Annotated in this window: 18 protein-coding genes and 1 tRNA gene; 17 read left to right on the top strand and 2 right to left on the bottom strand. The window is 61.7% G+C overall.

What is annotated here, in order from left to right; genetic code table 11:
- The coding region (tuf, locus tag FDT80_RS18555; RefSeq protein WP_138663827.1) for an elongation factor Tu at window positions 1-939 on the top strand (939 nt) is incomplete at its 5' end.
- Between the two features lie 197 nt (window positions 940-1136).
- Here the strand turns inward: tuf and FDT80_RS18550 are convergent.
- Window positions 1137-1634, bottom strand: a complete 498-nt coding sequence (locus tag FDT80_RS18550) for a DUF892 family protein (RefSeq protein ID WP_138663826.1) — start codon at window positions 1632-1634, stop codon at window positions 1137-1139.
- A gap of 154 nt (window positions 1635-1788) precedes the next feature.
- On the opposite strand from FDT80_RS18550, the gene FDT80_RS18545 reads away from it, so the two are divergent.
- The 12 genes from FDT80_RS18545 (at window position 1789) to FDT80_RS18490 (ending at window position 16833) form a co-directional block, all read left to right on the top strand.
- Window positions 1789-1864 (top strand) — tRNA-Trp (locus FDT80_RS18545).
- Window positions 1865-2000: 136 nt separating this feature from the next.
- A complete protein-coding gene (locus tag FDT80_RS18540) occupies window positions 2001-2723 on the top strand; it encodes a hypothetical protein (RefSeq protein ID WP_138663825.1) in 723 nt (240 codons plus the stop codon).
- 104 nt (window positions 2724-2827) lie between these two features.
- Window positions 2828-3025, top strand: a complete 198-nt coding sequence (gene secE / locus FDT80_RS18535; protein ID WP_138663824.1) for a preprotein translocase subunit SecE — start codon at window positions 2828-2830, stop codon at window positions 3023-3025.
- A 206-nt stretch (window positions 3026-3231) separates the two neighbouring features.
- Window positions 3232-3765, top strand: coding sequence for a transcription termination/antitermination protein NusG (gene nusG / locus FDT80_RS18530; protein WP_138663823.1), 534 nt, complete (start codon window positions 3232-3234; stop codon window positions 3763-3765).
- A gap of 128 nt (window positions 3766-3893) precedes the next feature.
- Window positions 3894-4319, top strand: coding sequence for a 50S ribosomal protein L11 (rplK, locus tag FDT80_RS18525; protein ID WP_138663822.1), 426 nt, complete (start codon window positions 3894-3896; stop codon window positions 4317-4319).
- On the top strand, window positions 4319-5017 hold the full coding sequence (rplA, locus tag FDT80_RS18520) for a 50S ribosomal protein L1 (protein ID WP_138663821.1): 699 nt from the start codon (window positions 4319-4321) through the stop codon (window positions 5015-5017). Before rplK ends, rplA begins: the two co-directional genes overlap by 1 nt.
- A 245-nt stretch (window positions 5018-5262) precedes the next feature.
- Window positions 5263-5778, top strand: a complete 516-nt coding sequence (gene rplJ / locus FDT80_RS18515) for a 50S ribosomal protein L10 (RefSeq protein WP_138663828.1) — start codon at window positions 5263-5265, stop codon at window positions 5776-5778.
- A gap of 71 nt (window positions 5779-5849) precedes the next feature.
- Window positions 5850-6221 carry a 50S ribosomal protein L7/L12 gene (gene rplL / locus FDT80_RS18510; protein ID WP_138663820.1) on the top strand — a complete coding sequence of 124 codons (372 nt, stop codon included), beginning with the start codon at window positions 5850-5852 and terminating at the stop codon, window positions 6219-6221.
- Between the two features lie 251 nt (window positions 6222-6472).
- Window positions 6473-10609 carry a DNA-directed RNA polymerase subunit beta gene (gene rpoB / locus FDT80_RS18505; protein WP_138663819.1) on the top strand — a complete coding sequence of 1379 codons (4137 nt, stop codon included), beginning with the start codon at window positions 6473-6475 and terminating at the stop codon, window positions 10607-10609.
- A 94-nt stretch (window positions 10610-10703) separates the two neighbouring features.
- Window positions 10704-14951, top strand: a complete 4248-nt coding sequence (gene rpoC / locus FDT80_RS18500; protein WP_138663818.1) for a DNA-directed RNA polymerase subunit beta' — start codon at window positions 10704-10706, stop codon at window positions 14949-14951.
- A 191-nt stretch (window positions 14952-15142) separates the two neighbouring features.
- Window positions 15143-15949, top strand: coding sequence for a glycosyltransferase (locus FDT80_RS18495; protein ID WP_138663817.1), 807 nt, complete (start codon window positions 15143-15145; stop codon window positions 15947-15949).
- Window positions 15950-15951: 2 nt separating this feature from the next.
- A complete protein-coding gene (locus tag FDT80_RS18490) occupies window positions 15952-16833 on the top strand; it encodes a DMT family transporter (protein ID WP_138663816.1) in 882 nt (293 codons plus the stop codon).
- Here the strand turns inward: FDT80_RS18490 and FDT80_RS18485 are convergent.
- On the bottom strand, window positions 16830-17639 hold the full coding sequence (locus FDT80_RS18485) for a putative rhamnosyl transferase (protein WP_138663815.1): 810 nt from the start codon (window positions 17637-17639) through the stop codon (window positions 16830-16832). The two genes, FDT80_RS18490 and FDT80_RS18485, sit on opposite strands and share 4 nt — an antisense overlap.
- 339 nt (window positions 17640-17978) lie before the next feature.
- On the opposite strand from FDT80_RS18485, the gene rpsL reads away from it, so the two are divergent.
- The 4 genes from rpsL to FDT80_RS18465 all read left to right on the top strand — a co-directional run.
- Window positions 17979-18350, top strand: coding sequence for a 30S ribosomal protein S12 (gene rpsL / locus FDT80_RS18480; protein ID WP_007118826.1), 372 nt, complete (start codon window positions 17979-17981; stop codon window positions 18348-18350).
- A 12-nt stretch (window positions 18351-18362) separates the two neighbouring features.
- Window positions 18363-18833 carry a 30S ribosomal protein S7 gene (rpsG, locus tag FDT80_RS18475; RefSeq protein WP_138663814.1) on the top strand — a complete coding sequence of 157 codons (471 nt, stop codon included), beginning with the start codon at window positions 18363-18365 and terminating at the stop codon, window positions 18831-18833.
- 72 nt (window positions 18834-18905) lie between these two features.
- On the top strand, window positions 18906-21032 hold the full coding sequence (gene fusA, locus FDT80_RS18470; protein ID WP_138663813.1) for an elongation factor G: 2127 nt from the start codon (window positions 18906-18908) through the stop codon (window positions 21030-21032).
- A gap of 87 nt (window positions 21033-21119) precedes the next feature.
- Window positions 21120-21417: GTP-binding protein (locus FDT80_RS18465; RefSeq protein ID WP_246039932.1), on the top strand; the 298-nt coding region annotated here is incomplete at its 3' end.

The following is a 21417-nucleotide window of genomic DNA, read 5'->3' as shown; positions in this document are numbered from 1 at the left end:
CACGCCGACTACGTCAAGAACATGATCACCGGTGCGGCGCAGATGGACGGCGCGATCCTGGTGGTGAACGCCGCCGACGGCCCGATGCCGCAGACGCGCGAGCACATCCTGCTGGGCCGCCAGGTGGGTATCCCCACGATGGTCGTCTACATGAACAAGGTCGACCAGGTTGACGACGAAGAGCTGCTGGAGCTGGTGGAGATGGAGATCCGCGAGTTGCTGAGCTCCTACGAGTATCCCGGCGACGACATTCCCGTGATCCCCGGCTCGGCGCTGGCGGCGATGGAAGGCCGTGACCCCGAGATCGGCGAAGAGAGCATCCGCAAGCTGATGGCGGCCGTGGACGAGTTCATCCCGACGCCTGCGCGTGCGATCGACCAGCCCTTCCTGATGCCGGTCGAGGACGTGTTCTCGATCTCCGGCCGTGGTACGGTTGTGACCGGGCGCGTCGAGCGTGGCGTGATCAACGTGGGCGATGAGATCGAGATCGTCGGCATCCGCGACACCAAGAAGACGACCTGCACGGGCGTGGAAATGTTCCGCAAGCTGCTGGATCGCGGCGAGGCGGGCGACAACATCGGCGCGCTGCTGCGCGGTATCGACCGTGAAGGCGTCGAGCGTGGGCAGGTTCTCTGCAAGCCCGGCTCGGTGAAGCCGCACACCAAGTTCGAGGCCGAGGCGTATATCCTGACCAAGGAAGAGGGTGGCCGTCACACGCCGTTCTTCGCCAACTACCGTCCGCAGTTCTACTTCCGCACGACGGACGTGACCGGCACGGTTCAGCTGGCCGAGGGCACCGAGATGGTGATGCCGGGCGACAACGTGAGCTTTGGCGTCGAGCTGATCGCGCCGATCGCGATGGAGCAGGGCCTGCGCTTTGCGATCCGCGAAGGCGGCCGCACGGTCGGTGCCGGCGTGGTGTCGAAGATCACCGAGTAATCCGCCTTGGAACGGGTGCTTGCACCCATCATGGTTGACACAAAGAAGGCCGCTCCACACAGGGGCGGCCTTTTGCGTTCCGCATGCCACCACGAAAAAAGGCCCCGGCGGATGTGTCGCCGGGGCCTCTGATCGTGTAACGTCGGCAATTCAGAACCGACGCGGGGAGCGTGTTTCTCCGTCGAACCGCTCGACCCTCAGGCTGCGGCCTTGTTGATGCCACCTGCTGTCGCGATGTGCGTCATGTGGCGGTCGCCGTCATAGGTTTCGTCCAACTGCTTTTGCAGCGATGCGGCGTCATCCGTCAGTTCCAACCGGTTGGCAAAGGCCAAAAGCGAACCGTACCCGGCGAGGGCGTAATGCACCATGCGCTGATACTGCGTGATGATCACCGCGTCCCGGACGTCGTCGTCGCCGAAATCGGCCTGCATAGCGTGGGCCCGCGCCTCCTTCACCAAGCCCTCCATGCCTCTGCAATGCTCGCCCGTGGGGTCGATGTCATGCGCGGCACAGATTGTTTTGAGCGCCTCGATGCCGTCGGCTATGCCGTTTGCCCCGGCAATCAGCGCCTCGCTCAGCTCTTGGCTCGAGGCGGCGCGGCCAAGTTCGGTGGTCACCTCGAGCGACTGCGTGCAGGCGCTATGCAAGTCTTGAAGTTGGCTCTTGTAGACGTCTTGCAGTGTGTTGACTGTCATCGTGTGTCTCCTTCGCATATGTCTTGGTTGCGTTGGTGGCACAACGGATGCCCAGGGCCATTTGTTCCGACGGCGGGGTGCGGCGTTTTTGCAAGGCGGCGTGCGATCCCCTCTTGAACCCGCCCGCATTTCCGACTACGCCGACACCCGGCATAGGGGTTTAGCTCAGTTGGTAGAGCATCGGTCTCCAAAACCGAGGGTCGTGGGTTCGAGTCCCTCAGCCCCTGCCAATTTCTCCTGAAAATATCCATCCATGCGGGCACCGTGCCCGGTTTGCCTCCCGACGATGCCTTGCTTTTTCCATCATCTGTCCAAGTCCGTGCCGCAAACCCGGCGCAAGATACCGTGGATAAGGACATGGACGGTATGATGCAGACCAAGAATGCCGATGCGGGTGGATCGTCCGACGACGACATGCAAGGCCCCCTGGCCGACCCCGAAACATTGGCCACAATCCGCAAGATGATGGAGCAGGACACGGCGGCGGAGCAGCCGACGCCGCAGAATGTGCCCAGCCGGGCCGCCACCGCGCATCCCAAGCGGCGGCGCAAGGCGGATGCATTGCCTGCCCTTGCCGATCCTGAGCCCGCGCCGGTTCAAAAGCAGCGGCGGTCAGTGCGAAAAGCACCAAAACAACGCAAGACGGACATTTCGACGGGCGTCCGGTCGCGGGCGCTCAGCGCAAGCGCCAGGATGCTTTATCGGGTGCGCGACTTCAGGCCAAGCCGTCGCCAGGTGGTTTGGTCGCTTGTCGCAATCTGCGTGCTGCTGCGGCCCTGGCTGGTGGTCGGGCTGTTCGCCTTGACGCTGATGGCTCTGGCCGGTTCATACCTTATCCTTGGATACGACGGTTTCTGGGGGCGAGTTCTGAGCGGGTTTCAGTGGTTCGCGCGCCGTGCGCCGGACCGGGCCGCACGGGTGCGGCGACGACTGGACCGGTTTGCAATGCGGTGGGATGCGGTGCTTGACCGCTTTCCAGAAGGTTGGGTGGACGGTCTCTATCTGCCGGATTTTCACGGCATGGCCGAAGCCGACCGCCGCCACACCGAAGCCATGGACGCGCGGCTGGAGCAGTTGCGCGAATCCTGACAGCGGCGGCATCGGCGAAATTGCAGTCTTGAAATCGGCCCATCGGCCCGTTACATCCGCCTGCACGAGCGTTTCCCGCTCCACAGCAGTCTAGGACGTATCACATGGCCACCACAAATCCGCTTCAGTTCATTCAGCAGGTGCGCGCCGAAGTGGCCAAGGTCGTTTGGCCGACGCGGCGCGAAGTGTTGTTGACCACGGTGATGGTGTTCATCCTTGCGGCGCTGACGGCGGTGTTCTTTGCGCTTGTCGATATCGTGATCCGCGGTGGATTGCAGGCCGTTTTGGGAATGTTCGGCTAACACGCGCCGGTTGGGCGAATTCGGGCCTACCCCCCTTGAAAGATAACGGTATGCGGAGTATCCCGCACACCTGACCTGAATGAAGGGCGTGCGGCGATTCGAGTTGCGCGCCGATTTTTTGTTCAGATTTGGTGGGTAACCACCTGACATGCATACAGATTTTGGTGCGGGCTGGCCTGCATCACAAGACAGGGACTTAAGTTCAGATGGCAAAACGGTGGTATTCGGTAAGCGTCTTGTCGAACTTCGAGAAGAAGATCGCAGAGCAGATCCGCACCTCGGTCGCTGAGCAGGGGCTAGAGGATCAGATCGACGAGGTCCTTGTTCCCACGGAAGAGGTCATCGAGGTGCGGCGCGGCAAGAAGGTCACGACCGAGCGGCGTTTCATGCCCGGCTATGTGCTGGTGCACATGGAGATGTCGGATCAGGGCTATCACCTGATCAACTCGATCAACCGTGTGACCGGCTTCCTTGGGCCGCAGGGGCGCCCGATGCCGATGCGCGATGCCGAAGTGCAGGCCATCCTTGGCCGCGTTCAGGAGGGCGAGGAAGCCCCGCGGACGCTGATCCACTTCGAGATCGGCGAAAAGGTCAAGGTCGCCGATGGCCCGTTCGAGGATTTCGATGGCATGATCGAGGAAGTGGACGAAGAGAACCAGCGCCTCAAGGTGTCGGTGTCGATCTTTGGCCGGGAAACCCCGGTCGAACTGGAATTCACTCAGGTCAACAAACAGATCTGAGCCGGATCGCCGCGAGCCTGGCTTGCGGTGGATGTGGGAGGCGAGGGAGCCGCGGCGCCCGGACCGGACCACAGCAACAAAAGGCCTGAGGGGCGCGCCCCGAAGGTGTTGGACAAAGGAGAAGGCCAATGGCCAAGAAACGTATCGGCAGCATGAAGCTGCAAGTGAAGGCCGGTCAGGCCAACCCGTCCCCGCCCGTGGGTCCGGCGTTGGGCCAGCGCGGCATCAACATCATGGAATTCTGCAAGGCGTTCAACGCCAAGACCGCAGACATGGAGCCCGGTGCGCCGTGCCCGACCGTGATCACCTACTATCAGGACAAATCCTTCACGATGGAAATCAAGACGCCGCCCGCGTCTTATTACCTCAAGAAGGCGGCCAAGGTGCAGAGCGGTGCCAAGACGCCCAGCCGCGAGACCGTCGGCTCCGTTTCCGTGGCGCAGGTGCGTGAAATCGCCGAAGCGAAAATGCGGGATCTGAACGCGACCGACATCGAAGGCGCAATGAAGATCATCCTGGGCTCTGCCCGGTCGATGGGCATCGAGGTGAAGTAATGGCCAAGAATGGTAAAAGAACGACTGCAGCCCGTGAAGCTTTTGCCGGCAAGGAGAACCTGTCGGTCGAAGAAGCGGTTTCCCTGATCAAGGCGAATTCGAACGTCAAGTTCGACGAGACCATCGAGATCGCGATGAACCTGGGCGTTGACCCGCGTCATGCGGACCAGATGGTTCGCGGTGTTGTCGGTTTGCCCAACGGCACTGGCAAGACAGTGCGGGTCGCCGTGTTCGCCCGCGGCGCCAAGGCCGAGGAGGCCGAGAAGGCCGGTGCCGACATCGTCGGAGCCGAGGATCTGATGGAAACCGTGCAAAGCGGCAAGATCGAGTTCGATCGCTGCATCGCAACGCCTGACATGATGCCGATCGTCGGTCGTCTGGGCAAGGTTCTGGGCCCGCGCAACCTGATGCCGAACCCCAAGGTCGGCACGGTGACGATGGACGTCGAAGCCGCCGTAAAGGCCGCCAAGGGTGGTGAAGTGCAGTTCAAGGCCGAGAAGGCCGGTGTGGTGCATGCGGGCGTCGGCAAGCTGAGCTTCGATGAAGCCAAGTTGGTCGAGAACATCCGGGCGTTCGTGTCGGCCGTGGCCAAGGCCAAGCCGACCGGGTCGAAGGGCACGTACATGAAAAAGATCGCGCTGAGCTCCACCATGGGGCCGGGCGTGTCGGTATCGGTCGATAACGCCGTCACCGAATAAACCAGATTTGGCGGGGTTTGTCCCCGCCAGATACGCAAGGCCACCAAGATCGGCCTTCGCGTCTGTCCGAGACGGAGGGTTCAGGCATCTGCCCGAATAATTCCTTCCTGAGATGGGAACCGAGACATTTCCAGCCTTCGGGCGGTTTTGGATCGGGTCCCTGAATGGACCCGAACGGTTCTGGATGAATGTCCGGGATCAAACTGAGCCGGAGGGCGCAAGCCTTCCAAATTTGGAGTGAAACTGTGGATAGAGCACAAAAAGAACAGCTGGTCGACGAACTCGGCCAGATCTTTGAAAGCTCTGGCGTCGTCGTGGTTAGCCACTACGTCGGTCTGACAGTTGCTGAAATGCAGGATCTGCGCGCGCGTGCACGCGACGCGGGTGGATCTGTGCGTGTTGCCAAAAACAGGCTCGCCAAAATCGCCCTTGAGGGTAAGCCATGTGCAAGCATCGCCGACCTTCTTACGGGTATGACCGTTCTGACCTTTTCCGAAGACCCCGTGGCAGCAGCCAAGGTGGCCCAGGAATACGCCAAGGAGAATCCCAAGTTTGAGATTCTCGGTGGTGCAATGGGTGAGAACGCTCTGGACCAGGCCGGTGTCGAAGCCGTGTCCAAAATGCCGTCGCGCGACGAACTTATCGCGACGATCGCCGGCATGCTGGGCGCACCCGCATCGAACATCGCCGGGGCCATTGGCGCTCCTGCAAGTAACATCGCATCCATCTTGTCCACGATCGAGGACAAGGCGGCTGCGTAAAGCAACGTCAAGCTGGCGTCCGGTTGAACCGGCGCGTTGGAACACACATATCGTAACGGAAAGAGCTAAACATGGCTGATCTGAAAAAACTGGCAGAAGAGATCGTTGGTCTGACCCTGCTTGAAGCACAAGAACTGAAGACAATCCTCAAGGATGAGTACGGCATCGAGCCCGCCGCCGGCGGCGCAGTGATGATGGCCGGCCCTGCCGATGCAGGCGCCGCAGAGGAAGAGAAGACCGAATTCGACGTCGTTCTGAAGAACGCCGGCGCGTCCAAGATCAACGTGATCAAGGAAGTTCGCGGCATCACAGGCCTGGGCCTGAAAGAAGCCAAGGACCTGGTCGAAGCCGGTGGCAAGATCAAGGAAGGCGTGTCGAAAGACGAAGCCGAAGAGATCAAAGGCAAGCTGGAAGCAGCTGGCGCCGAGGTCGAACTGGCCTGATTGGTCAGGTGCGTCCCCGCGGCGTACCAACGAAAGCAAAGGCTGGATCCGGGGTATCCCGGGTCCGGCCTAGCCTGTCTTAGAAAGGGCTTTGGCCCACAGAGCCCTTTCTAAGATGCGCTTCAGTGGTCGGGAGGCTTCCGGTGGGACGGAGGCCATGAATAGACCGAAACGTATCGTCTCGTATGGGCGAGGTGCCGTGGCCCGACGGTAGCCTCGACCGGTGAGAACTCTGAAAGGTGACACCTGACATGGCGCAATCCTATCTTGGCCAAAAACGTCTTCGTAAATATTATGGCAAAATCCGCGAAGTGCTGGAGATGCCGAACCTGATCGAGGTTCAGAAATCCTCCTACGACCTGTTCTTGAACTCCGGCGATGCCGACGTCCCCACGGACGGCGAGGGCATCACAGGCGTGTTCCAATCTGTCTTTCCGATCAAGGATTTCAATGAAACCAGCGTGCTTGAATACGTCAAGTACGAGTTGGAAAAGCCGAAGTACGACGTTGAGGAGTGTCAGCAGCGCGACATGACCTACAGCGCGCCGCTCAAGGTGACGCTGCGTCTGATCGTGTTCGACGTGGACGAGGACACCGGCGCGAAATCCGTCAAGGACATCAAGGAACAGGACGTGTTCATGGGCGACATGCCCTTGATGACCCCCAACGGTACATTTGTCGTCAACGGCACCGAGCGTGTGATCGTCTCCCAGATGCACCGCTCCCCGGGCGTGTTCTTTGACCACGACAAGGGCAAGACGCACTCTTCGGGTAAACTGCTGTTCGCCTGCCGCATCATCCCCTACCGGGGCAGCTGGCTCGATTTCGAGTTCGACGCCAAGGATATCGTGTTCTGCCGGATCGACCGTCGCCGCAAATTGCCGGTGACGACCCTGCTCTATGCTCTCGGGCTGGACCAGGAGGCGATCATGGACGCCTACTACAACACCATCACCTACAAGCTGAAAAAGAACAAAGGCTGGGTCGCCCCGTTCTTCCCCGACCGTGTGCGCGGCACCCGCCCGACCTATGACCTGGTCGATGCGAAAACCGGCGAAGTCCTGTTCGAGAAGGGCAAGAAAGTCACGCCGCGCGCCGTCAAGCAGTTGATCGACGAAGGCAAGGTGAGCGAACTGCTGCTGCCGTTCGAACATATCACGGGCAAGTTCGCGGCACGCGACATCATCAACGAGGATACCGGCGCGATCTATGTCGAGGCGGGCGATGAGCTGACGCTGGAATACGACAAGGACGGAACGCTGGTCGGCGGCACCGCCAAGGAGTTGGTCGACGCCGGTGTGACCGACATCCCGCTTCTGGACATCGACAACGTCAATGTCGGCCCCTACATGCGCAACACGATGGCGAACGACAAGAACATGAACCGCGAAACCGCGCTCATGGACATCTATCGCGTCATGCGCCCCGGCGAGCCGCCCACCGTCGAAGCGGCCAGCAACCTGTTCGACACGCTGTTCTTCGACAGCGAGCGCTACGACCTGTCCGCCGTGGGCCGGGTCAAGATGAACATGCGCCTGGCCCTCGATGCCGAAGACACGGTGCGCACGCTGCGCCGTGAAGACATCGTGGCCTGCATCAAGGCGCTGGTGGATCTGCGCGACGGGCGCGGGGACATCGATGACATCGACCACCTGGGCAACCGCCGCGTGCGGTCGGTCGGCGAATTGATGGAGAACCAGTACCGCGTCGGCCTTTTGCGCATGGAGCGCGCGATCAAGGAGCGGATGTCGTCGGTCGAGATCGACACGGTCATGCCGCAAGACCTGATCAACGCCAAACCGGCGGCCGCGGCGGTCCGGGAATTCTTCGGCTCCAGTCAGTTGTCGCAGTTCATGGACCAGACGAACCCGCTGTCGGAAGTGACGCACAAGCGTCGTCTGTCGGCGCTTGGGCCGGGTGGCTTGACGCGTGAACGCGCGGGCTTCGAGGTGCGCGACGTGCACCCGACGCACTATGGCCGGATGTGCCCGATCGAAACGCCCGAAGGCCCGAACATCGGCCTGATCAACTCGCTGGCCACCTTTGCACGTGTGAACAAATACGGCTTCATCGAGACGCCGTACCGCGTCGTGGACAAGGGCCAGGTGACGGACGAAGTGCACTATATGTCCGCCACTGAGGAAATGCGTCACACCGTGGCGCAGGCGAACGCCAACCTCGACGAGAACATGCGCTTTGTGAACGACCTGGTGTCGACCCGCAAATCGGGCGATTACACGCTGGCGCCGAACGAGACGGTCGACCTGATCGACGTGTCGCCCAAGCAGTTGGTGTCTGTCGCGGCCTCGCTCATTCCGTTCCTTGAAAACGACGACGCGAACCGGGCTCTCATGGGCTCCAACATGCAACGTCAGGCCGTGCCGCTGTTGCAGGCCGAAGCGCCGCTGGTCGGCACCGGCATCGAAGAGGTCGTTGCACGGGATTCGGGTGCGGCCATCATGGCCAAGCGTGCGGGCGTCATCGACCAGGTCGATGCCAGCCGCATCGTGATCCGGGCAACCGAGGACCTTGAGCTGGGCGACGCGGGCGTGGACATCTACCGCATGCGCAAGTTCCAGCGCTCCAACCAGAACACCTGCATCAACCAGCGTCCGCTGGTCAAGGTGGGTGACACCGTGTCCAAGGGGCAGGTCGTCGCGGACGGTCCCTCGACCGACATGGGCGAATTGGCCTTGGGCAAGAACGTGGTTGTCGCCTTCATGCCGTGGAACGGGTACAACTACGAAGACAGCATCCTGATTTCCGAGCGCATCGCGCGTGACGACGTCTTTACCTCGATCCACATCGAGGAATTCGAAGTCGCCGCCCGTGACACGAAGCTTGGGCCGGAAGAGATCACGCGCGACATTCCCAACGTCGGCGAGGAAGCCCTGCGCAACCTCGACGAGGCGGGTATCGTCTATATCGGTGCGGACGTGGAGCCGGGCGACATTCTGGTGGGCAAGATCACCCCCAAGGGCGAGAGCCCGATGACGCCGGAAGAAAAGCTGCTGCGCGCCATCTTCGGCGAGAAAGCCTCGGACGTGCGCGATACGTCGCTGCGGGTGAAGCCAGGCGATTTCGGCACCGTTGTCGAAGTGCGCGTGTTCAACCGCCACGGCGTCGAGAAGGACGAACGCGCGCTGCAGATCGAGCGTGAGGAAGTCGAGCGTCTGGCGCGTGACCGCGACGACGAGATGGCGATCCTGGATCGCAACATCTATGCGCGTCTCAAGTCGATGATCCTTGGCAAGGTGGCTGTCAAAGGCCCCAAGGGCGTCAAGCCGAACTCCGAAATCACCGAGGAGCTGATGGGCACGCTGAGCCGTGGCCAGTGGTGGCAACTCGCGCTCAAGGACGAGGCGGATGCACAGATCGTCGAGGCTCTGAACGAGCAGTACGAGATCCAGAAGCGGGCGCTGGACGCGCGGTTCGAGGACAAGGTCGAGAAGGTGCGCCGTGGCGACGATCTGCCCCCGGGCGTGATGAAGATGGTCAAGGTGTTCGTGGCGGTGAAGCGCAAGCTGCAGCCGGGCGACAAGATGGCCGGCCGTCACGGCAACAAGGGTGTGATTTCCAAGGTGGTCCCGATGGAGGACATGCCGTTCCTCGCGGATGGCACGCCGGTCGATTTCTGCCTCAACCCGCTGGGCGTGCCGTCGCGTATGAACGTCGGCCAGATCCTCGAGACGCACATGGGCTGGGCCGCGCGCGGTCTGGGCATCAACATTGACGAGGCGCTTCAGGAGTACAAGCGCTCGGGCGATTTGACACCTGTTCGCGACGCGATGCACCACGCCTATGGCGACGATGTCTATGACGAGGGCATCGCGAGCATGGACGAGGAGACGCTTGTCGATGCGGCCAGCAACGTGGTTCGCGGTGTGCCGATCGCGACGCCGGTCTTTGACGGCGCCAAGGAAGCGGATGTGAACGACAGCCTCAAGCGGGCCGGGTTCGACACGTCCGGTCAGTCGGTTCTGTTCGATGGCCGCACGGGCGAGCAATTCGCGCGCCCCGTGACCGTCGGCGTGAAGTACCTGCTGAAGCTGCACCACCTGGTGGACGACAAGATCCACGCGCGTTCCACGGGGCCCTACAGCCTTGTGACCCAGCAGCCGCTGGGCGGTAAGGCGCAGTTCGGTGGCCAGCGCTTTGGTGAGATGGAGGTCTGGGCGCTTGAGGCGTACGGCGCCGCCTATACCCTGCAGGAAATGCTGACCGTGAAATCGGACGACGTGGCCGGACGGACGAAAGTCTATGAAAGCATCGTCAAGGGCGAGGACAATTTCGAAGCGGGCGTTCCCGAGAGCTTTAATGTTCTGGTGAAAGAAGTTCGCGGCCTTGGCCTGAACATGGAACTCCTGGATGCGGAGGAGGATGAGTGACGGCGTAGCCGGATTTTTCGAGAAATCCGGCCCGTTTTCTGATCGGAAGACGGGCCCGTCCCACCCCCAATCGCGCCAATTCAAGGATTTGAAAATGAACCAGGAACTGACAAACAACCCGTTCAACCCCGTTGCACCGGTCAAGACATTCGACGAGATCAAGGTCTCTCTGGCCTCGCCCGAGCGGATCCTCTCGTGGTCTTTCGGCGAGATCAAGAAGCCCGAGACCATCAACTACCGAACGTTCAAGCCTGAACGGGACGGCCTGTTCTGCGCCCGCATCTTTGGTCCGATCAAGGACTACGAATGCCTGTGCGGCAAGTACAAGCGGATGAAATATCGCGGCGTCGTCTGCGAGAAATGCGGCGTCGAAGTCACGCTGCAAAAGGTCCGCCGCGAGCGGATGGGCCACATCGAACTGGCGTCGCCCGTCGCGCATATCTGGTTCCTCAAGTCGTTGCCGTCGCGCATCGGCCTGATGCTGGACATGACGCTGCGCGATCTTGAGCGGGTCCTGTATTTCGAGAACTATGTCGTGATCGAGCCCGGTCTGACGGATCTTACCTATGGTCAGATGATGACCGAGGAAGAGTTCATGGATGCGCAGGATGCCTACGGCATGGACGCATTCACCGCCAATATCGGCGCCGAGGCGATCCGCGAAATGCTGGCGGCCATCGATCTGGAGGCGGAAGCCGACCAACTGCGCGCCGACCTGAAAGAAGCCACTGGCGAGCTGAAACCCAAGAAGATCATCAAGCGGCTGAAGGTCGTGGAAAGCTTCCTGGAATCCGGCAACCGCCCGGAGTGGATGGTTCTGACCGTGATCCCGGTGATCCCGCCGGAACTGCGCCCTCTGGTGCCGCTGGACGGGGGCCGCTTCGCCACGTCCGATCTTAACGACCTCTATCGTCGGGTCATCAACCGCAACAACCGCCTCAAGCGGCTGATCGAACTGCGCGCGCCCGACATCATCGTGCGCAACGAAAAGCGCATGTTGCAGGAATCGGTCGATGCGCTGTTCGACAACGGCCGTCGCGGCCGCGTCATCACGGGCGCCAACAAGCGCCCGCTCAAATCGCTGTCGGACATGCTCAAGGGCAAGCAGGGCCGCTTCCGCCAGAACCTTCTGGGCAAGCGGGTCGACTTCTCGGGCCGCTCGGTCATTGTGACCGGCCCCGAGCTGAAACTGCATCAATGCGGCCTGCCGAAAAAGATGGCACTCGAACTGTTCAAGCCGTTCATCTATTCGCGGCTGGAGGCCAAGGGCCTCAGCAGCACCGTGAAGCAGGCCAAGAAGCTGGTCGAAAAGGAGCGTCCCGAGGTTTGGGATATCCTCGACGAGGTGATCCGCGAACACCCCGTCATGCTGAACCGTGCGCCCACGCTGCACCGTCTTGGCATTCAGGCGTTCGAGCCCGTGCTGATCGAAGGCAAGGCGATCCAGCTTCATCCGCTGGTCTGCTCGGCTTTCAACGCCGACTTCGACGGCGACCAGATGGCCGTGCACGTTCCCCTGAGCCTTGAGGCCCAGTTGGAAGCGCGCGTTCTGATGATGTCGACCAACAACGTGCTGTCGCCCGCCAACGGCTCGCCGATCATCGTGCCGTCGCAGGATATGATCCTCGGCCTTTATTACACCACGCTGGCGCGCGAGGGCATGAAGGGCGAAGGCATGACCTTCGGCTCGGTGGACGAGGTGCAGCACGCGCTGGACGCCGGTGCCGTGCACCTGCACACCAAGATCACCGCGCGGATCAAGCAGATCGACGAGACAGGCAACGAGGTCATGCAGCGGTTCGAGACAACGCCGGGCCGCGTGCGGCTGGGCGCGCTTTTGCCGCTGAACGCCAAGGCGCCGTTCGATCTGGTCAACCGTCTGCTGCGCAAGAAGGAAGTGCAGCAGATCATCGACACGGTCTATCGCTATTGCGGTCAGAAAGAGTCGGTCATCTTCTGCGACCAGATCATGACGATGGGCTTCCGCGAAGCCTTCCGTGCCGGCATTTCGTTCGGCAAGGACGACATGCTGATCCCGGAAAGCAAGTGGCCGATCGTCGAAGACACCCGCGAGCTGGTCAAGGATTTCGAGCAGCAGTACATGGACGGCCTGATCACCCAGGGCGAAAAGTACAACAAGGTGGTCGATGCCTGGTCGAAGTGTAACGACAAGGTCACCGATGCGATGATGGGGGCGATTTCGGCCAGCAAGCGCGACGACAGCGGCGCGGAAATGGAGCCGAACTCGGTCTACATGATGGCCCACTCCGGTGCGCGTGGCTCGGTCACGCAGATGAAGCAGCTTGGCGGCATGCGCGGCCTGATGGCCAAGCCGAACGGCGACATCATCGAGACGCCGATCATCTCGAACTTCAAGGAAGGTCTGACCGTTCTTGAATACTTCAACTCGACCCACGGCGCCCGCAAGGGCTTGTCGGATACGGCTCTCAAGACGGCCAACTCGGGCTATCTGACGCGTCGTCTGGTGGATGTGGCGCAGGATTGCATCGTGCGCATGCACGATTGCGGGACCGACACGTCGATCACCGCCGTCGCTGCCGTCAACGACGGTGAGATCGTGTCGTCGCTGTCAGAGCGTATCCTGGGCCGCGTCGTCGCCGAGGACATCATGCGCCCCGGCACCGACGAGGTCCTGATCGCCGCCGGGTCGCTGATCGACGAACGGATGTCGGACCTTGTGGAGGAGGCCGGTGTGGCCTCTGCCCGTATCCGCAGCCCGCTGACCTGCGAGGCCGAAGAGGGCGTTTGCGCCACGTGCTATGGTCGTGACCTGGCGCGCGGCACGCTGGTCAACCAGGGCGAAGCGGTCGGTATCATCGCGGCGCAGTCCATCGGTGAGCCCGGTACACAGCTGACGATGCGGACCTTCCACATCGGCGGCGTGGCCCAGGGTGGCCAGCAGTCGTTCCTTGAGGCCAGCCATTCCGGCAAGGTCGTTTTCGACAACGCGCAGACCCTTGAGAACGCTTCGGGCGAGATCATGGTGATGGGTCGGAACATGAAGCTGATCATCCAGGACGAGAACGGCGACGAGCGCGCGAGCCACAAGGTGGGCTACGGCACCAAGTTGTTCGTCACCGAAGGTCAAAGCGTGAAGCGCGGCGACAAGCTGTTCGAATGGGACCCCTACACGCTGCCGATCATTGCCGAGAAGTCCGGCACCGCGAAATTCGTTGACCTTGTGTCGGGGATCGCGATCAAGGACGAGACCGACGATGCGACCGGCATGACCCAGAAGATCGTGATCGACTGGCGCGCGGCCCCCAAGGGCAACGAGCTGAAGCCGGAGATCATTCTGGTGGGCGAGGACGGCGAGCCGGTCCGCAACGATGCGGGCAATCCGGTGACCTATCCGATGTCCGTGGATGCGGTTCTGTCCGTCGAGGAAGGCGCGGACGTGCAGGCCGGCGATGTGGTTGCCCGGATCCCGCGCGAGGGTGCCAAGACCAAGGACATCACCGGCGGTTTGCCGCGTGTGGCCGAGCTTTTTGAGGCGCGTCGCCCCAAGGATCACGCCATCATCGCGGAAATCGACGGTTATGTGCGTTACGGCAAGGACTACAAGAACAAGCGCCGTATCGCGATCGAGTCCTCGGAAGATCCGGATCACAAGGTCGAGTACATGGTGCCCAAGGGCAAGCACATTCCCGTTGCGGAAGGTGACTTCGTCCAGAAGGGCGACTACATCATGGACGGCAATCCCGCGCCGCATGACATCCTGGCCATCATGGGTGTCGAAGCGCTGGCCGACTACATGATCGACGAGGTGCAGGACGTCTATCGCCTGCAGGGTGTGAAGATCAACGACAAGCACATCGAAGTCATCGTGCGTCAGATGCTCCAGAAATGGGAAATCCAGGACAGCGGCGATACCACGCTGCTCAAGGGCGAGCATGTGGACAAGCAGGAGTTCGACGCGGCCTGCGAAAAGGCGATTTCCAAGGGCGGGCGCCCCGCACAGGGCGAGCCGATCCTTCTGGGTATCACCAAGGCGAGCCTGCAAACCCGCAGCTTCATCTCTGCGGCGTCCTTCCAGGAGACCACCCGCGTGCTGACCGAAGCGTCGGTGCAGGGCAAGCGTGACAAGCTTGTGGGCCTCAAGGAGAACGTGATCGTGGGTCGTCTGATCCCCGCCGGTACGGGCGGCGCCACAATGAAGGTGCGCCGTGTGGCCTCCGAGCGCGACAACGTCGTGATCGAGGCGCGCCGCGAGGAAGCCGAGGCCGCCGCCGCGCTGGCAGCCCCGCAGCAGGAAGACGATGTTGTGGGCGGCGACGTCTTCGACACCGTGATCAACACGGACGAGGAAAGCCGCGATTAAGCCGCGACGCCTTTGAAATGTCAAAAGCCCCCGTCGGTCACCGGCGGGGGCTTTTTCGTTGCGATGCGGCTGCTGGGCGCCTGTTGGCGGGCGGTGCCGCCCTGTGCGTTCGGCCTTATTTTCAGTCCCGTCTTTCCTTTGCACAAGCTTCGGTGTTTGGTGCGTCAAAAGCGGCGTAGGACGACGACACCATGGCGGATCATATCAAGACCATCGGCGTGATGCGGTTTTCGGTGCTGACGCCGACGTATTATTCCGAACGGTTCGACAGCCTCGACAAGATCGCCGCGCATCTCTTTTCACCCGAGCGCATGGCGCTGCGATTCCATATCTTCGAGCGGCTGGTGCTGCCGTCGCTTCTGGCGCAGACGGATCCGGAATTCGATCTGGTGGTCCTGACGGCTGACCGGTTGCCGCGCGAACACCGCGACAGGCTGGCCGCGCTGCTGGCACCCGCGCCGCATATTCATCTGCGCCCGGTGGGCACGGAAAAGCATTACCAACTGCTCAAGCAGGGGTACGAGTCCGTCGATCCGGGCGGCGCGACACATCGGCTGATGTTTCGACTGGATGACGACGACGCGGTGGACCTGAACTACATCAAGCGGCTGCGGGCACTTGGGGCAGGGCTGCACCGGCTGCATCCCGGGGACGTTCCGACTGTCATCGCCTTCAACCGCGGCTTTTATGTCCGCATCACCGAGGGCGAGAATGAAGTCTTCGATGCTTGCGAGCGCGCGCCGCTGTCCACCGGAACGGCGCTGCTGGCCCCGGTCGATTATCCGCGCAATCCCTACCGCTACAACCACCGTGCGTTGGCACAGCACTACAACACCTATTCCGACATCACCGAGCCGGCTTTCATCCGCACGATCCACGGCGACAACAAGTCCAGCCCGACCCAAATGGGGCGGACGCACAAGATGCGCCCAAAGGCCATCGACAAGCAGCTCAAGCGGCACTTCGGGATCGACCGCGATCACCTGATGGCGCTTTGATCATGTCCCCGAACCTTGCCGGTGCTCTATTGATGATGGCCTCGATGGCCGCGTTCACGTTCAACGACACGTTCATCAAGCTGACGGGCGGCACGCTGCCGCTGTTTCAGATGCTGTTTCTGCGCGGGCTGTTGGCCACGGCGCTGATCCTGTGGCTGGCGGCTGCGCGCGGTGCGCTGCAATTCGACATCGGCCGCCGCGATTGGGGGCTGATCGCCCTGCGCAGCGCGGCAGAGGTGGGCGCGGCCTATTTCTTTGTCAGCGCGCTGTTGAACATGCCGCTCGCCAACATCACCGCGATTTTGCAGGTTCTGCCGTTGACGGTCACTCTGGGTTCGGCGCTGGTATTCAGCGAGGCCGTGGGCTGGCGGCGGATGGTGGCGATCCTGGTCGGGTTTTGCGGCATGCTGCTGATCGTTCGGCCGGGGCCCGACGGGTTCACGCTGTGGTCGGTCTATGCGTTGCTGGCTGTGGTCTGCGTCACGGCGCGCGACCTGACCACCCGACGGTTGTCGCGCGGGGTGCCGTCGCTGATGGTGACGCTTTCGGCCTCGGTGGCGGTGTTCGTCTGTTCGGGGGTGGCCAGTCTGGGAGGGCCGTGGGTGCCACTGACGCCGGGCCTGGGCGGGTTGCTGGCGGCATCCGCCCTGTGCATCGTGGGCGGCTATTTCTTCAGCGTGCAGGCGATGCGGGTGGGCGATGTGTCCTTTACCGCGCCGTTCCGCTACACCGGGCTGATCTGGGCGCTTTTGCTGGGGTGGGTGGTCTTCGGCGACTGGCCGCAACCGCTGACGCTGATCGGGGCGGGGATCATCGTGGTCACGGGCCTGTTCACGCTGTACCGCGAACGGGCGATGTTCCGGCGGCCCGTGCTGCCGCGTTAGCGTCTGGAAAATACCGCGCGCACGTGATTGGCGTCGATGTTGTAGGTCGCTTTGAAATGCGCCTCGCCGCCGGCGTCCAGCAGCGATAGCCTAACCGGCTTGACGCCCGTTTTCTGACGGGAATCGTTGAAATCGTTGTGTCCCCGGATCAGCATGTCCTCGCCTGTGACCGTCACGGTGGGCATGTTCTGCGCCACCTTCATATGGGCAAAGTTCATCACCGACAGCGGAACATCGGGACGCAGCATGATCGCCAGCGCGGCGGTCGTGTAGGGCGCGTTGGTCGCCGCCACCTCAAGGCCCCTCGGGCCGGGGCGCGCGATGTAGCCCTGGTTGAAATCGATGGCGATGTGCCGGTGCCGCCGCGCCAGCCCGGCAACGTCGCCGGCGACCTCGCGCAGGCGCTGAACATAGACACGCGCGACCGCGTCATCATCGTCCATGCGAAACTGCAGGCAGGGGCCATCGCCGTCGCTCCGCACCCGGTTGATCGCCTCTTGCATCACGGCGCGGTGCCGTTTGGGGGGGTGGGCCTGGATCACCGCCTGCGGCACATCGGCCAGCACGTCACGCAACCGGTCGCGATAGGGTTTGGGCAGGCTGTCACCGATCACCACCAGCAGGGTGAAATCGCCGTCGGTCTGTGCGCGCAGGGGCGGCAGGGTCAGCGTCTCGAAGGTGGCAAAGCGTTCTTCCATCCGGTCCGGCGCGTAAAGATACTCCATCCGGTCGCGCAACGTGGGATGCTCCACCTGGAATCCGCCGATGCCCGGGTAGGAAAACCGGCAAATGCCAATCACTTGCATGGGGGTGCCTTTCGATGCGCTTGCGCCTGTGCTAGGCATGACATTCGCAGCGGTGCCGCCCCATGACAAGTCGGGAGGGGCTGTTGACACCGGGTGCGACTCCTTTTATACGCCCGCTATCTCGCTCTTGGGGGTCGCCCCATAAGCTGAAATCAGAACTGAAGTGGTCACGATCCGGTCTAATGCTGACCCGATCCTCTGAGAGCCCACCGCGTCGTTTTCCTCGGTACGGGAACGTTGCGGTCTTTTCGCTTTGCAGACGTGTAAAGTGGGTGAATTTGAAACCGCACGGGTTGCCTCGTGCACCACATATGTGAGCTAAACGGGGAAAGAACCGGAATGCCAACCATCCAACAGCTGATCCGCAAACCGCGGCAGCCGAAAGTCAAACGTTCGAAGTCCATGCACCTGCAAGAGTGCCCGCAAAAGCGCGGCGTCTGCACACGGGTATATACCACCACACCGAAAAAGCCGAACTCGGCGATGCGGAAGGTGGCCAAGGTCCGTCTGACCAATGGCTTCGAAGTCATCAGCTACATCCCGGGCGAGAGCCACAACCTTCAGGAGCACTCCGTGGTTCTGATCCGTGGCGGCCGTGTCAAAGACCTTCCCGGTGTTCGCTACCACATTCTGCGCGGCGTGCTTGACACGCAAGGCGTCAAAGACCGCAAACAACGCCGTTCGAAGTACGGCGCGAAGCGTCCGAAGTAAGAGGAATACGAAATGTCCCGTCGCCACGCAGCCGAAAAACGCGAAGTCCTGCCGGACGCCAAATATGGTGATCTGGTTCTGACCAAATTCATGAACAACCTGATGATCGACGGCAAGAAGTCGGTCGCAGAACGGATCGTCTATAACGCCCTCGAGCGCGTCGAGACCAAGATCAAGCGCGCCCCCGTCGAAGTGTTCCACGAAGCGCTCGACAACATCCAGCCCTCCGTCGAGGTGCGTTCGCGCCGCGTCGGTGGTGCGACATACCAGGTGCCGGTCGAAGTGCGCCCCGAGCGCCGTCAGGCTCTGGCCATCCGCTGGTTGATCAAGGCCGCCCGTTCGCGCAATGAAAACACCATGGAAGAGCGCCTTGCAGGCGAACTGATGGACGCGGTCCAGTCCCGCGGCACCGCGGTGAAAAAGCGCGAAGATACGCACAAGATGGCGGATGCCAACAAGGCATTCAGCCACTACCGCTGGTAAATTTTACGATCGGGGCCTCCGCCGTGGGGCCCCTGACGATTTTGACGCAGACACACCTGAGGAAGCAGCCCCATGGCCCGCGACTATCCGCTCCAACGCTACCGCAACTTCGGCATCATGGCCCACATCGATGCCGGCAAAACCACGTGTTCCGAACGCATCCTGTTCTACACCGGCAAGTCCCACAACATCGGCGAGGTGCACGATGGTGCGGCCACGATGGACTGGATGGAGCAGGAGCAGGAGCGGGGCATCACCATCACCTCCGCTGCGACCACGACCTTCTGGCAGCGTCAGGAAGAGCCGACATCCGACGGCACCTCCGACACGAAGTACCGGATGAACATCATCGACACCCCCGGTCACGTCGACTTCACCATCGAAGTCGAACGTTCGCTGGCCGTTCTTGATGGCGCGGTTGCCGTTCTGGACGCCAACGCCGGCGTCGAGCCGCAGACCGAAACCGTCTGGCGTCAGGCCGACCGCTACAAGGTGCCGCGCATCGTGTTCGTCAACAAGATGGACAAGATCGGCGCCGACTTCTTCAACTGCGTAAAGATGATCAAGGATCGCACGGGTGCAACCCCCGCACCGATCCAGATTCCGATCGGCGCCGAGACCGAGCTTGAGGGCATGATCGACCTGGTCACCATGGAAGAGTGGGTCTGGGAAGGTGAAGACCTGGGCGCGTCCTGGGTCAAGAAGCCGATCCGCGACAGCCTCAAGGCGCAAGCCGACGAATGGCGCGCCACGCTCATCGAGACCGCGGTCGAGATGGACGACGAAGCCATGGAAAACTACCTGATGGACGGCGCAGAGCCCGATGTGGACACGCTGCGCAAACTGATCCGCAAGGGTACGCTGGCGATCAAGTTCATCCCCGTGCTCTGCGGCTCCGCGTTCAAGAACAAGGGTGTTCAGCCCCTGCTCAACGCCGTCATCGACTATCTGCCCAGCCCGCTGGACGTGGTCGATTACATGGGCTTCAAGCCCGGCGACGAAGAGGAAATCCGCAACATCCCGCGCCGCGCGGACGACAACATGGCATTCTCGGGTCTGGCGTTCAAGATCATGAACGACCCCTTCGTGGGCTCGCTGACCTTCACGCGTATCTATTCGGGTATGCTCAAGAAGGGCGACACGCTGCTGAACTCGACCAAGGGCAAGAAAGAGCGCGTTGGCCGGATGATGATGATGCACTCGATCAACCGCGAGGAAATCGAGGAAGCCTTTGCGGGCGACATCATCGCGTTGGCGGGTCTCAAGGACACCACGACGGGTGACACGCTTTGCGCGGTCAACGATCCCGTGGTTCTGGAAACGATGACCTTCCCCGATCCGGTGATCGAGATCGCGGTCGAGCCCAAGACCAAGGCCGACCAGGAAAAGATGTCCGCCGGTCTGGCCCGTCTGGCCGCCGAGGATCCGTCTTTCCGCGTCGAGACCGACATCGAGAGCGGTCAGACCATCATGAAAGGCATGGGCGAATTGCACCTCGACATTCTGGTGGATCGCCTGAAGCGCGAATTCAAGGTCGAGGCCAATATCGGTGCGCCGCAGGTTGCCTACCGTGAAACCGTCAGCCGCGAAGCCGAGATCGTCTATACCCACAAGAAGCAGTCGGGTGGTTCGGGTCAGTTCGCCGAGGTGAAGATGATCATCACGCCGACCGAGCCGGGCGAAGGTTACTCCTTTGAATCCCGCGTCGTCGGTGGTTCGGTGCCCAAGGAATACATTCCGGGCGTCGAAAAGGGGATCAAGTCGGTGATGGACAGCGGTCCGCTCGCGGGGTTCCCGGTCATCGACTTCAAGGTGGCGCTGATCGAAGGCAAGTACCACGATGTCGACTCCAGCGTTCTGGCGTTCGAGATTGCGGCCCGCATGGGGATGCGCGAAGGCATGAAGAAGGCCGGCGCGAAGCTGCTCGAGCCGATGATGAAAGTCGAAGTGATCTGCCCCGAGGAATACACCGGGAACGTGATCGGCGATCTGACATCGCGGCGCGGTCAGGTGACCGGACAGGAAAACCGCGGCAACGCGATCGCGATCGATGCGTTCGTGCCGCTGGCCAACATGTTCGGCTACATCAACACCCTGCGGTCAATGTCGTCGGGGCGTGCGAACTTCACCATGCAGTTCGACCATTACGAGCCTGTTCCGCAGAACATCTCGGACGAGATCCAGGCGAAATTCGCATAATCGGGATGGCGGGGTGTGCCCCCGCCCTACCCAATCCGTAGGGTGGGCTGACGTCCGCCATCCAAACAAAAAATCAAGGAGGCCATCATGGCTAAGGCAAAGTTTGAACGCAATAAACCGCACGTGAACATCGGCACGATCGGTCACGTTGACCACGGCAAGACGACGCTGACGGCGGCGATCACCAAGTATTTCGGCGACTTCCGCGCCTATGACCAGATCGACGGCGCGCCCGAGGAGAAGGCCCGCGGGATCACGATCTCGACCGCGCACGTGGAGTACGAGACCGAGGCGCGTCACTATGCGCACGTCGACTGCCCCGGCCACGCCGACTACGTCAAGAACATGATCACCGGTGCGGCGCAGATGGACGGCGCGATCCTGG

It is taken from the genome of Sulfitobacter sabulilitoris (assembly GCF_005887615.1).
Taxonomy (GTDB): Bacteria; Pseudomonadota; Alphaproteobacteria; order Rhodobacterales; family Rhodobacteraceae; genus Sulfitobacter_E; species Sulfitobacter_E sabulilitoris.
The sequence above is the reverse complement of the archived record's forward strand: the minus strand, read 5'-3'. Positions and strand labels throughout refer to the sequence as shown.